At 38.4% G+C, this 12,502-nt stretch carries 11 protein-coding genes; 6 read left to right on the top strand and 5 right to left on the bottom strand.

Annotation, left to right across the window (positions count from 1 at the left end; all coding sequences use genetic code 11):
• Nucleotides 1–41 precede the first annotated feature (41 nt).
• Nucleotides 42–647, top strand: coding sequence for a peroxiredoxin (locus tag I6F50_RS03505; RefSeq protein WP_166421016.1), 606 nt, complete (start codon nt 42–44; stop codon nt 645–647).
• A 59-nt stretch (nt 648–706) separates the two neighbouring features.
• Here I6F50_RS03505 and I6F50_RS03500 read toward each other — a convergent pair whose 3' ends face one another.
• Together I6F50_RS03500 and smpB are read right to left on the bottom strand one after the other, a co-directional pair.
• A complete protein-coding gene (locus I6F50_RS03500) occupies nt 707–3,298 on the bottom strand; it encodes a TonB-dependent receptor (protein WP_024608153.1) in 2,592 nt (863 codons plus the stop codon).
• 746 nt (nt 3,299–4,044) lie between these two features.
• Nucleotides 4,045–4,524 carry an SsrA-binding protein SmpB gene (gene smpB / locus I6F50_RS03495; protein WP_010553883.1) on the bottom strand — a complete coding sequence of 160 codons (480 nt, stop codon included), beginning with the start codon at nt 4,522–4,524 and terminating at the stop codon, nt 4,045–4,047.
• A gap of 147 nt (nt 4,525–4,671) precedes the next feature.
• Here smpB and I6F50_RS03490 point away from each other — a divergent pair, with 147 nt between their 5' ends.
• Nucleotides 4,672–5,112 carry a type II toxin-antitoxin system RatA family toxin gene (locus I6F50_RS03490; RefSeq protein WP_007584120.1) on the top strand — a complete coding sequence of 147 codons (441 nt, stop codon included), beginning with the start codon at nt 4,672–4,674 and terminating at the stop codon, nt 5,110–5,112.
• On the top strand, nt 5,109–5,432 hold the full coding sequence (locus tag I6F50_RS03485; protein ID WP_007584122.1) for an RnfH family protein: 324 nt from the start codon (nt 5,109–5,111) through the stop codon (nt 5,430–5,432). Before I6F50_RS03490 ends, I6F50_RS03485 begins: the two co-directional genes overlap by 4 nt.
• 133 nt (nt 5,433–5,565) lie before the next feature.
• Here I6F50_RS03485 and I6F50_RS03480 read toward each other — a convergent pair whose 3' ends face one another.
• On the bottom strand, nt 5,566–5,925 hold the full coding sequence (locus tag I6F50_RS03480; RefSeq protein WP_004335706.1) for an outer membrane protein assembly factor BamE: 360 nt from the start codon (nt 5,923–5,925) through the stop codon (nt 5,566–5,568).
• 107 nt (nt 5,926–6,032) lie between these two features.
• On the opposite strand from I6F50_RS03480, the gene I6F50_RS03475 reads away from it, so the two are divergent.
• Nucleotides 6,033–6,362 carry a GIY-YIG nuclease family protein gene (locus I6F50_RS03475; RefSeq protein WP_165728714.1) on the top strand — a complete coding sequence of 110 codons (330 nt, stop codon included), beginning with the start codon at nt 6,033–6,035 and terminating at the stop codon, nt 6,360–6,362.
• An 88-nt stretch (nt 6,363–6,450) separates the two neighbouring features.
• On the opposite strand, the gene I6F50_RS03470 is transcribed toward I6F50_RS03475, so the two are convergent.
• Complete coding sequence (locus tag I6F50_RS03470; protein WP_197118732.1) at nt 6,451–8,370, bottom strand: methyl-accepting chemotaxis protein; 1,920 nt, start codon at nt 8,368–8,370, stop codon at nt 6,451–6,453.
• 192 nt (nt 8,371–8,562) lie between these two features.
• Nucleotides 8,563–10,035 carry a ketol-acid reductoisomerase gene (ilvC, locus tag I6F50_RS03465; protein WP_024589917.1) on the bottom strand — a complete coding sequence of 491 codons (1,473 nt, stop codon included), beginning with the start codon at nt 10,033–10,035 and terminating at the stop codon, nt 8,563–8,565.
• Between the two features lie 138 nt (nt 10,036–10,173).
• On the opposite strand from ilvC, the gene ilvY reads away from it, so the two are divergent.
• Nucleotides 10,174–11,079, top strand: a complete 906-nt coding sequence (ilvY, locus tag I6F50_RS03460) for an HTH-type transcriptional activator IlvY (RefSeq protein ID WP_165728716.1) — start codon at nt 10,174–10,176, stop codon at nt 11,077–11,079.
• Between the two features lie 116 nt (nt 11,080–11,195).
• Nucleotides 11,196–12,242, top strand: a complete 1,047-nt coding sequence (locus I6F50_RS03455) for a GGDEF domain-containing protein (RefSeq protein WP_197160114.1) — start codon at nt 11,196–11,198, stop codon at nt 12,240–12,242.
• The last annotated feature ends 260 nt before the right edge of the window (nt 12,243–12,502 follow it).

Below are 12,502 nucleotides of genomic sequence, written 5' to 3'. Positions count from 1 at the left end.
GAAAGCAATTGAAAACAAACTCAAAATATTTGGAGAATAAAATGGGTGTATTAGTAGGCCGCCAGGCACCAGACTTTACCGCTGCAGCTGTTCTTGGTAACGGTGAAATTGTAGATAGCTATAACCTTCATGAAACAATTAAAGGTAAAAAAGCAGTTATCTTCTTTTACCCACTAGATTTCACGTTTGTATGTCCTTCTGAACTTATTGCATTTGATAAGCGTTTTGAAGAGTTTCAAAAGCGTGGCGTAGAAGTAATTGGTGTTTCTATCGATTCACAATTCTCACATAACGCATGGCGTAACACTGCTGTTGCAGACGGCGGTATTGGTAAAGTTCAATACGCACTAGTTGCAGATGTTAAACACGAAATTTGTAAAGCGTATGACGTTGAGCATCCAGAAGCAGGTGTTGCATTTCGTGGTTCATTCTTAATCGACGAAGAAGGCAATGTACGTCACCAAGTAGTGAACGATTTACCACTAGGTCGTAACATCGACGAAATGCTTCGCATGGTTGACGCGCTAGCGTTCCACACTGAACACGGTGAAGTATGTCCTGCTGGTTGGACTGAAGGTAAAAAAGGTATGGACGCAAGCCCTGAAGGCGTTGCTAAGTTCTTATCTGAAAACGAAGGCGATCTATAATTTAGCCCTTAGTTTTAAATAAAAAAACCGCCAATTGGCGGTTTTTTTGTGTCTTTTATTTAGAAAGAAAAGCTTACTTTAGTGTACAAGTAGCGGCCACGAGGATTATGCACAGCTGATGCATAACCGTATAAATCGCCATCGCCATCACCAATTGCAAATGGTGGCTCTTCATCAAATAAGTTATTAACACCTAAAGATATTTTAGCTGATTCAGTAATACGGTACGACGTTTGTAAATCAACAAGCGTTTGCGAGTCAATCATACGTGAAGTATTGCTATCAAAGTCTAAATTGCCATCAAAGTCGATATCAGGCGTATCTTCAAATTCGCCTACATAACTGATATTTACATTGGTGTTAAACTCACCAATTTCCCAGTTGGTTGAGAAAATAAAGCGATGCTCTGGGTAGCCATATTCACCCGTGTAATCACGACCATCTTTTTCAAACTTATCTTGATATGCCCACTCTAAATTAAATTTAAGTAAACCTAAGTCATCAAGAGAGTGGTTATAGTTTGCTGAAACATCAACACCAGACACTTCTTGCGATGATAAATTTTTAAATGTGCTGTGTATTTTTTGTATTGTGCCTAAGCTTGCTCCGCCTGTAGGAGCTAAACGAACACATACGGTACTATTTTGGTTACCACATTCTGCAGCATAAATAGGACCAAATTCTTCTTCATCGATTTTATTATCTTGAGTAATGCTCCATACATCAACACTTAAACCAAACTCAGCTGTTGGTGCCCAGATAACGCCCACGTTCCATGATTCTGACTCTTCTGCTTGTAAATCAGGGTTACCAGAGAACTCAATGTTGTAATCAAGTGCTTGGCAATCTAATCCTGTTTGTTCACAGCGCTGTGTATCAACAAAAAATTGGCTTTTTTGTGATGGACCTAAGCCTATTTGCGCTAACGAAGGCGCTCTAAAGCCTTGCGCCCAAGAACCACGAACCGTTACTTCATCAGTCGGTGCCCAGCGCAGAGCTATTTTTGGATTTGTTGTTGTACCAAAGTCGCTATAATCATCGTAACGACCGGCTAATTGTAGTTCGAGGTTTTCAGCAAGTGGGATTGAGAACTCAACATATGCAGCGTATTGTTCACGATCAGCAGAAGCTGATACTGATTCAGTACCAAATATTAAGCCACGTTGAAATTGATCATCAGGGATATCATTTACATCTTCTTCACGGTACTCAATACCGGCGGCCATCATTACAGCTTCGCCACCAAAACTAAACGCTTCACCTGTAATGTTAGCGTCAAAAGAGGTCATATGAGACTCACCGCGACGCACTAAGCTAGTTGTGATTCTGTCAATTACAGCTGGGTCGTTATATGTGCCACCGAATGGATTATAGTTACCGGCATCAATTTCTTGTTGTAAGAAATCGGTGCGTACCCAGCCTTGTGTACGATCGCCTGTTTGTAGTGATTTACTGCGACCTTTTTGTACCGCTGTCTCCCAGCTCCAATCGTTTATTTCGCCTTTTAACCCTGCAACAAAGCGTAAGGTGTCTGACTCAATGTCCCATTGGCGAGCGCCTGCATCTACTGTACGGTAACGACCAATTTGAATGTCTTCACCAAATGGATTGTTTGGGTGATTAGCGGGTACCGTAAGGCCTGCATCTTCATCAAGTGGTGTTGGTGCACCTGCAGCGACAGAGCTGTTATGCTGAACAGCCATTTCTAAAAAGCCAGTAATGCCGTTATCAAAGCGGTATTCAAATTGTGAAATAGCGCCTACACGCTCAGATGCTGGGGCAACATATCCATATGGGCCGTAATCAAATAAACAGCTACCACTTGAAGTTGCATTTTCAGCAGGACAGGCAGGGTCGATTGTTTTAACGCCATCCACATAAAAGTAGCCTGGGAAACCACGAGATGAACGGAAATCTTCACCACCATAAGGTGCTTGGTTTGCAGTGCCAAGGCTGCCCATTTCATCAGAAGAAAGAGATGTGTTTTTAAAGTAATCGATAATAACAGATGCACTACTTTTTTCGCTTGTTGTACCCCAAACTAGGCTTGCTGTTGTTTCTTCATAATTTGGACCATCCGTACCGCCATAGCCTAGGTTAATCTCAACCCCATCAATATCTTTCTTTAAGATAACGTTAACTACACCCGCTACTGCATCTGAGCCATAGATAGCTGAAGCGCCATCTTTTAGTATGTCGATACGCTCAATAGCAGAAACAGGAATACTGTTAATATCTACAAATGAGTTGGTGATACCTTCAGCAAAGGCACTAATTGATACACGGCGACCATTAATTAATACCAGTGTTGCATCGGCTCCTAAGCCACGTAAGCTTACTGCAGCTGAACCGTTAGCGGTTGAATCTTGGTTGTTACCACGAGTAGAGAAAGTACCGCTACCTGCTACAGGCATTCTTTCTAGAAGTTGCTGTAAATTATCGTAACCCATGTTTTCGATTTCAGCTCTACCGATTGATTGTACCGGAGAAGGCCCTTCAATATCAGTTCGCTTAATACGAGAACCAGTAACCTGAATTCGCTCTACTTTTTTAGCTTCTTCTGCTGCGTAGGCTGTTGTTGTAAAACCTGCTGATAATGCGAGTGTTGCGCCCACAATAATGCTTGGTGTAAATGCAGTTGATTGCTTCATCCTTAAGTCCTTGTTGATATATTATAAAATTATTTGCTTAACAAGCGCGGGTATTAATATCATGTAACTTAAGTGTTAGCAATTGGCTTGATTTGTGATTTAAGTATTAGTTTCAATGCTTTTTTGTGGGTTTTATGACCTTATTTATACTTTGTTTTCTAGGTGAAACTAAGCGTGAATAGGACATAGGGTTAATAATTGTCATATAGCTACATGAAGCCATGTGTGGAATAGCTAATGATAGAAATAATTTGTAATAATTTATTTCTATAAATTAAAACTTATGTTTGTTTTTATACTTTTAATTTATTCAATTATGTAATACCAATTCGCAGTAATACTTAATCAATTTGAGGGGTTAAAGTTGATGCTAAAGGCATTGAAATTTTCTGATTTACGACTGCTAGATACAGGAGGTGGGGTAATGCAGGAGTAATTGCTGATAATGGCTAAGTAATACCAACCTGCATAAATCTTTGATCAATTTAACGAATTAAATTGCACTATAACGTCGTTAAAAATTTTTTATTTAGAACAACTAGATATAAAAATTTTTGCCTAGTTCTAGCGTAATTTTCTTAACGTTAAATAGACCCCATATATAAGCAGATTGGTATAACAAGTTTTGTCTTGTTATCGATACGATTTTCTTATTTCAAAGTAGATTATTTAATTAAGAGAATTGGTATTATTTGAGCTTTTATATAGGTGAAATTAAAAACGCCTAATAAATTAGGCGTTTTTAATTATGCTTTATGCTTCATTAAGCGTTCTTTTTCACGCGACCAGTCTTTATCTTTACCGTCTTCGCGTTTGTCGTGTAATTTCTTACCTTTTGCCAAATGAAACTCAAGTTTTACCCAGCATTTTTTCCAGTACATCGCTGTAGCTATTAAAGAATAGCCATCGCGCTCTGTTGCACCGAATAAACGGTCAAGTTCGCGTCTGCTTAATAGCAATTTACGATAACGTAGCGGGTCGCAAATTACATGGGTCGATGCACTTATAAGTGGCTGAATTTGACTGCCAAGTAAAAATGCTTCGCCATTTTTAAGATGAATATAAGTTTCTGTGATATTTACTTTACCAGCTCGGATACTTTTAACTTCCCAGCCTTGTAGTTCAACACCCGCTTCAAACTTATCGTGTAAAAAATACTCATGTCGCGCTTTTTTGTTTAGCGCGATGGTATTACTTGTCGATTTTGATGAATTTTTCTTAGCCATAGTGCCCTATAATATACGTAATGTGAGATGTTTTACATCGATTTTTTTAATAATGCTTTTAAAAATTTAGCTTTAATTTAAGCAGCATGAAAATTTGGGGAAACGCGCAAAGCTTGCTAAAATTCGCCCACACAGTTGGGAGTGAGTATGCCACAAATAGAAAAAAGTGCGCTGGTTATGTACAGCACTAAAGAGATGTTTGATCTAGTTAATGATGTAGAAGCTTATTCACAGTTTTTACCAAATTGCTCAGACTCAAAAATTGTTTCACAGCACGATAATAACATGACCGCGAGTTTAGAAATATCTAAGGCGGGTATAAAAAAGTGGTTTACCACCGAAAACACCTTTGTTGATGAGCAAACCGTGTTACTGCGCCTTGTTGATGGTCCGTTTAAGACCTTAAAAGGGCGCTGGCATTTTCAAGAGCTTGACGCCAAAGCATGTAAGGTTCATTTGCACCTAGAGTTTGAATTTTCAAGTAAGTTAATAGAGCTTGCCTTTGGAAAGATTTTTAACGATGTAGCAAAAAATATGGTGAGTGCATTTACTCAACGTGCAAAACAGGTTTATGGAGCGCGAGTATGATTAATGTTGAAGTGGTCTTTGCATTACCGACCACGGCCACGTGTTTATCAATTGAAGTGCCACAAGGGACTACAGTCGAGCAAGCTGTTATTCAGTCAGGTATTATAGAAAAGTGCCCAGAAATAGATGCCACATCGCTAACGTTAGGTGTGTGGAATCGAACTGTAAAAGCTAACTATGAATTAAAAGACGGTGACCGTATAGAAATATACCGTCCACTAATTGCAGATCCTAAAGATGCCCGCAGAAAACGTGCAGAAAAAGCAAAAGAAGAGGGGCGTGCAAATAAAATAACGGGTGGTCGCCCACTCGAGAAGTAATACCAATCGGCATAAACTTCGAACAATTTAACAGATTAAATCACACGCTAACGTCTTTTAAAATGGTAAAAGCTTTTTAAGTAAACCAATAAAAAAGGTGAGCCATGCTCACCTTTTTTACTACCTGAGACGTTTATTGCTCTAGCGGTGTAGTAAAGTTTTCAGGTTGGTCATAATCACCTGAGATTGAAACTAACTTTTCATTTTCAAAGTTAATTACTAACTCTTTATTTTGTTCGTTTTTACGGCCTTTATTAAAGCTGTAAATATAGCGCCAAGTATTGTTATCAAAGGCGTCCTCGGCAATAGGTCTACCTAATACATAAACAACTTGCTCTCGGGTCATATTTACACGAAGTTTTTCAACATCCGATTGCTCTAAAAAGTTACCTTGTGGAATGTTAATTCGGTATACCCAGCTAGAGCAACCTGCTGCTGAGCTAAGTGTTAAAGCGACGATAAGCCAAAGAGAAAAAGTTTTTAACGACTGCATTGTTAGTTGTGATCCTTATTTTTTATAATCTGCATGATACCGATTAGTCACTGAAGGTAAAACCCTTTTAAGCAATTGTTTTATGTTAAGGGCGTTAAGGTAATGTTTTGACCACTGATAATGAAAAAAGTTTACAGCATATTGAAACGAATATTTTAAAAACTGAGTCTACTTGGTTTTTATATATAGTTGAAACACGATTTGGTCATTGGTACACAGGGATCACGACTAATGTTGAAAAACGCTTTGCAACTCATCAAGCTGGTAAAGGGGCTAAAAACCTTAGAGGAAAAGGGCCTCTTTTACTTATCCATCAACAACAAGTAGGTAATAAAAGTGAAGCAAGTAAGCTTGAGTATCAATTAAAAAAGCTCCCTAGAGCTAAAAAGGAAGCGTACGTTTTAGCATTTAATACTGGCGATAGCAAAAGTACTTAGTTTGTGTAAATTAAGCATATTCGTTATGAGCAAAAACTATCTTCGAATATAGCTTATGCTCATAGCTGGCGTGTAATATCAGAGCTGCTTAGCGATGCTGTTCAAAGGTAGCTACAAGCGCATCAAGTGTTTGTGCACTGTTGGCTAAGTCGCGAATCGCTTGCTCTGTATTGATTTGTTCGCTCATTGCTTTATCGCTAATTTCGCTAATTTGCTCAATATTACGACTTACATCGGCAACCACATTACTTTGCTGCTCAGTTGCAGTCGCTATAAGCGTAGCCATATCGTTTATTTGATTTGCTGTTTCGGTTATCGTATCAAGTAATTCAACAGAGCTTTGCATTGCACCAACGCTTTGCTGAGCTTTATCTTTCGATTGGCTAATATCATTAACTACATCATCAGATATTTTTGTAAGCTCTTCAATCATAGATTGAATTTCGGTGGTTGATTGCGATGTACGGTTTGCCAGTGCACGTACTTCATCAGCAACAACAGCAAAGCCGCGTCCGTGTTCACCTGCGCGAGCAGATTCAATTGCAGCATTTAAAGCAAGTAGATTAGTTTGATCCGATATGCCTCTAATTGAGTCAACAATACTTGCAATATCAACCGTTTTTTTAGAAAGCAAAGTAACTTGCTCTGTTATGCCATCAATATCGCTGGCAAGGGCTGATATAGTTGCTTGGCTTTGGAGTACTTGTTTATGGCTTTGAATAGTATTTTCGCGGCTGTTATCGGTTAACTTAGCTGTATTTGCTGCGCTTTGCGCTATTTCTTGTACTGTAGCGCCCATTTCGTTGATTGCTGCTGCGACAGATATTGTTTGTTCTTTTTGGTTGTCTATTGCTTGGGAGTTCCGTTTTGCTTGTTCAAATACATGATCAGAGCTTTTTCTAATATCGTGACTTTCGCTCGCAACTTGAGTAATCGCTGTTTCTATTTTATTTATAAACTGGTTAAAGCCGTTACTTAGATTGTTAAGCTCTGGTTGGCTCGATTCTGGTAAGCGGTATGCTAAATTTGCATCGCCAGAGCCTAAGCGTGAAAATAACTCAGCCATTTTAGAAAGTGGAGATGAAAGTGAGCGAGCAAGCAAATAACTGATTAAACTCGCAACCAATGCTGTAATTACCGTAAAAGTAAATATTTGCCATTGCAGGGTGTTTACGCTTGCGAAAACTTCACTTTTTGGCACTTGGGCTACAACATATAAATCGGTGTTTTTAATAGGCATAGCAGCTACAAGTGTCGGTTCGCCATTTAAATTAATTTCTTCTAGTGCAAAGCCATTACTATTAAATAGTTGGCTGTGAATATTTGCAGTATATAAATCATCAATGTTTGCTTTAGCTACTTTACTTGCATCTTTATGAAGCTGAATCAATCCACTTTTATCTGCAATGAATACAAAGCCTGTTTGCTCAATTTTAAATTGCTGTAATAGCTTTTGCATATCAGTGATGCTTTTTGCAAGACCTGCTAAACCAGTCCCATTAGCTTGCTGATGATTTACAAACATTTTCACATCATTGGCTGACTCTTGATAAATACTGATAGAGTAAGGTTGTTTTGATTGCTTAAAAGCAAAGAACCAGCCATCGGCTGCATCGTTTTTTAACACACGCAAAAACCCATTCTGGTTCCAGTACTGTGCAGTGTCTCTATTTGCCCAAGATGCTGTGGCTAAATCGTATTGCTGGGCAACGCGATTTAATTCTTTTAATAGTAATGTATCGTCTTGGTTGTTTGATTGAGCCCATTGTAAAATAAATTCGTTTGATGATAGTTGCTGAGCAGCACCGAGTAACTCGTTGATTTCACCGCCTATGTGATTACTGATTGTTTGCAGTTTACTAGGGAGCTCTGACTCAATCATACGTCGCTCAATAATATCCTCTGAGCTGTGTAGGGAAGTCAAACCAATCAGTGCGGCTACGCATATAGCAATAACACTGCCTAAAGCTGTGATTTTTTGAGTGATCGAAAGATTTTGTATCGTCATGATATTAATTAATTTTACAACTAAATAGAAAAACATATTAGCACATTATTTATTTGGAACTAAATATTGGCTAAGCAGAATAGGCAAAGATATACCAGATTGATTAAAGTTTTATTAACAGGCATAAAAAAGCCCACATGCAAAAAGCATACGGGCTTGGTTTCTAACAAGCGAAACATTTATTGTTTAGGGTTAAACAATCTTTTTCATTGCTGACATGTAGCCACGTAATTTAGCACCTACTTTTTCAACTGGGTGTTCGCGCAATGCAGCGTTAATTTGAATTAATGTTTGGTTATCCACTTGGTTACTGTGCTCGCCAAGGCCTTTACCGATAATGTCTGTATCAACGTTTTTCATAAAATCAGCAAGTAATGGTAAACATGCATGGTTATATAAATAACAGCCGTATTCTGCAGTATCAGAAATAGTACGGTTCATTTCAAAAAGCTTTTTACGCGCAATAGTATTGGCGATTAATGGCGTTTCGTGTAATGACTCGTAGTAGGCCGACTCTTCAATAATGCCGGCTGCTGTCATGGTTTCAAATGCAAGTTCAACACCTGCTTTAACCATTGCTACCATTAAAATACCGTTATCAAAAAATTCTTGTTCAGAGATTTCTACATCGCCAGCAGGGGTCTTTTCAAAGTTAGTTTCTGCTGTTTCTGCGCGCCATTTAAGTAAGTTTACGTCATCGTTATTCCAGTCTTCCATCATAGTGCGTGAGAAAGTGCCGTCGATGATGTCATCTTGATGCTTATTATAAAGCGGGCGCATAATTAGTTTTAGCTCTTCACTTAGTTCAAACGCTTTTACTTTTGCTGGGTTTGAAAGGCGGTCAAGCATGTTAGTAACGCCGCCGTACTTAAGTGCTTCGGTAATTACTTCCCAGCCGTATTGAATTAGTTTTGATGCATAACCCGCATCAACGCCTTTTTCTACCATTTTATCAAAACATAAAATAGAGCCAGTTTGTAACATGCCACATAAAATGGTTTGCTCGCCCATTAGGTCAGACTTAACCTCAGCAATAAATGATGATTTAAGTACACCTGCGCGATGTCCGCCAGTACCCGCTGCATACGCTTTAGCTTGTGCTAAACCAAGGCCTTGAGGGTCATTTTCTGGGTGAACTGCGATCAGAGTTGGCACACCAAAACCGCGTTTGTATTCTTCACGTACTTCAGAACCAGGACACTTAGGTGCAACCATGATTACAGTAATGTCTTCACGTACTTGCATGCCTTCTTCAACGATATTAAAACCATGAGAGTAAGCAAGTGTAGAGTCTTTTTTCATAAGTGGCATAATTGCACTTACTACAGCGGTATGTTGTTTATCTGGTGTTAAGTTAAGTACTACGTCAGCGGTAGGAATTAATTCTTCATAAGTACCAACAGTAAAGCCGTTTTCAGACGCATTTAAAAATGATTGGCGACGCTCAGAAATAGCTGAAGCACGTAATGTGTAAGAAACATCTAAACCAGAGTCACGTAAGTTTAAGCCTTGGTTTAAACCTTGTGCGCCACAGCCTACAATAACTAGTTTTTTACCTTTAAGTGCGTCAACGCCATCGGCAAATTCGCCTGCGTCCATAAATTCACATTGCGCTAATTGCGCTAATTGCTCGCGTAAAGGTAAGGTATTGAAATAATTCGCCATTGTTAGTGTCCTATAAAGTCATGTTTGTTAGATGCGCAAGGTTTATTGCGCTTACAAACACCATATGTAAAATCGTTGCTTGCGTAAAATGATATATTTGAATTAAAGTGTTTCATAATATGAAATACTGGGTTTGGCATGGATCATAAACATTTAAACTACTTTTTAGCACTGGCTAAAACACTTCATTTTGGACGCGCAAGCGAGCTTTGTCATATAAGCGCACCCACTTTGAGCCGCAATATAAAACACTTGGAAGAAGAGGTAGGTGTTGCATTATTTGTACGCGATAACCGCAGTGTTAAATTAACGCGTGAGGGTGAGTCGTTTATTGATTACGCCACAGCAACGCTTGCTAATTGGCAGCGTTTTAAAACGAATGTGAAAGACCCACAACAACATATTTACGGCAAAGTAAGTATTTATTGCTCGGTTACTGCATCTTATAGTTTTTTACATCAAATATTAGAGCAACTTCGTGCGCAGCATCAGTATATAGAAATAACATTAAATACAGGCGACCCTGCACTTGCTATAAACCGTGTGTTAGATGGGCATGAATTAATGGCTATTGCAGCTAAGCCAAATAAGTTACCGGCGCAAATTGCTTTTGTAGATATAGGGCATTCTCCACTTTTATTAATTGGACCAAAAATTCAATGTCCGATCACAGAAAAATTAACACACAATAGTGATGGCATTAATTGGTCTGATTTAGAATTTATTGTGCCAGAACAAGGTTTTTCTCGCCAAAGGTTAGAACACTGGTGGCGCAAAAATAATATTCACGGGAAAATTTACGCACAAGTTGCTGGGCACGAAGCAATGGTATCTATGGTGAGCTTAGGATTAGGTGTCGCAATGGTCCCTAAAATAGTGCTAGATAACAGCCCGCTGCAAGATAAAGTACAAATACTAACACCAAAAATGCAAGCGCCTGATGGGTTTGATATTGGTTTGGCAGTATTAAGGAAAGAGTTAAATGACCCTGCAATCAGTGCTTTGTGGAATATTGCGCAAACTTTAGATGCAAAAGCGATTTAATGCGCGCAGAGAATAAGCAAGTTAGTTAAATAGTATGAATATAGGTTGCGTATAAGTTTACTATTACTTAACATTGAGCGCTAATAATAAAAACAATGACGCTTGAGAGTTTATTTATGAACCACGCCGTATCACTTGCTCATTCTGCTCAATGCCTAAAAAAGGCGATTCCTTTGATGGTAAAATACCGAATGCCGGTTACACCCATCAACTATGCAATTTGGTACTGTTATATTCAAGGAAACAAACCTTCATTAAATGCTGAGTTAGACCATGTTATTGCTCTGCAACAAACATGTTCACAAGACAAAGCAAAAGAAATTTTTGATAAATATTTAACGCAAGACGATCTCGTTTTTTTTCAAGAAATGACTGAAAAATTTCATACAACTATGGAGCAAGTTCAGCAAGATATAAGCACAACGCTTGATCACTCTAAAAGCTTTACGACGAGTTTAGTCGACTCACAAAATGAATTAAATATGCTTGTTGATGTAAACTCTTACAATGAGATACTAGGTTGTGTTGAGCGTTTAACCGACGATTCTATTGCAATGCAAGATTATGCTCGGGAGTTTCAGACTAAATTAGCCGTTGCCTACAATGAAATAAAAGATTTAAAAGAAGCACTCAATATTTCAAAGGAAGCAGCCGATACCGACACGCTTACGGGTTTTTATAATCGAGGTAAGTTTGATTCTGATATTGTAAACTTTTGCCTCGAATACTCAGAGCAAGCGCAAGAAGACTCTCTTGCCGTACTCATTATGTTTGATATTGATCATTTTAAGCGCTTTAACGATGATTTTGGCCATCAAAAGGGTGATGAAGTCCTTAGGCTAGTTGCTAAAAAAGTGAGAGAAAATACAACTGAAGCTGCAAATGTGTATAGATATGGTGGCGAGGAGTTTTGCATAACAGCCTACTTTGACACTATTAACGATATAATAGCATTTGCAGATTGTATTCGTTTAGCAATAGCAAAATTGGCGATTCGTAAAAAGCATGATGTAACTGCAAAACGTGCTATTTCAGCAAGTTTTGGCTTAGCAATTTTACGGCCATTTACAAATAGTTCTGTTTTAGTTGAGCGTGCAGATAGAGCCTTATACATTGCCAAAACACATGGACGAAATCGTATAGAAATAGCCCCTGATATTTAATAAGTGCCAGAGGTTTCTGATTTATTTGGGTTAAAGCCGCTCAATTTAGGGCGATTTAATCCAACTTCAGTTTTGGTAAACAAGCAGGTAAAACCCAATAGAGCTTTAGCGAGTTAGCTCTTAGTAATTTTTTATTTGAATAATTGCATTTGCTACGTAGTGCCTCATTTTCAAAGGATCTTAAAGTACTATTAGTCAAAAATTACACAAGCAACTCAAAATATAGTCCTTAGACACAACTACCTTGAAAGATAAATAGT

The organism is Pseudoalteromonas sp. NZS127_1 (assembly GCF_015864295.1).
Classification (GTDB): domain Bacteria; phylum Pseudomonadota; class Gammaproteobacteria; order Enterobacterales; family Alteromonadaceae; genus Pseudoalteromonas; species Pseudoalteromonas arctica.
This window is presented reverse-complemented; position numbering and strand designations above follow the sequence as displayed.

What these genes read in the sequence shown, in the direction of transcription:
- I6F50_RS03505 (WP_166421016.1), top strand. Translation starts at nt 42, where the DNA reads ATGGGTGTATTAGTAGGCCGCCAGGCACCAGACTTTACCGCTGCAGCT.
- I6F50_RS03470 (WP_197118732.1), bottom strand. Translation starts at nt 8,370, where the DNA reads ATGACGATACAAAATCTTTCGATCACTCAAAAAATCACAGCTTTAGGC.
- ilvY (WP_165728716.1), top strand. Translation starts at nt 10,174, where the DNA reads ATGGATCATAAACATTTAAACTACTTTTTAGCACTGGCTAAAACACTT.
- I6F50_RS03480 (WP_004335706.1), bottom strand. Translation starts at nt 5,925, where the DNA reads ATGCAGTCGTTAAAAACTTTTTCTCTTTGGCTTATCGTCGCTTTAACA.
- I6F50_RS03455 (WP_197160114.1), top strand. Translation starts at nt 11,196, where the DNA reads ATGAACCACGCCGTATCACTTGCTCATTCTGCTCAATGCCTAAAAAAG.
- ilvC (WP_024589917.1), bottom strand. Translation starts at nt 10,035, where the DNA reads ATGGCGAATTATTTCAATACCTTACCTTTACGCGAGCAATTAGCGCAA.
- I6F50_RS03500 (WP_024608153.1), bottom strand. Translation starts at nt 3,298, where the DNA reads ATGAAGCAATCAACTGCATTTACACCAAGCATTATTGTGGGCGCAACA.
- smpB (WP_010553883.1), bottom strand. Translation starts at nt 4,524, where the DNA reads ATGGCTAAGAAAAATTCATCAAAATCGACAAGTAATACCATCGCGCTA.
- I6F50_RS03490 (WP_007584120.1), top strand. Translation starts at nt 4,672, where the DNA reads ATGCCACAAATAGAAAAAAGTGCGCTGGTTATGTACAGCACTAAAGAG.
- I6F50_RS03485 (WP_007584122.1), top strand. Translation starts at nt 5,109, where the DNA reads ATGATTAATGTTGAAGTGGTCTTTGCATTACCGACCACGGCCACGTGT.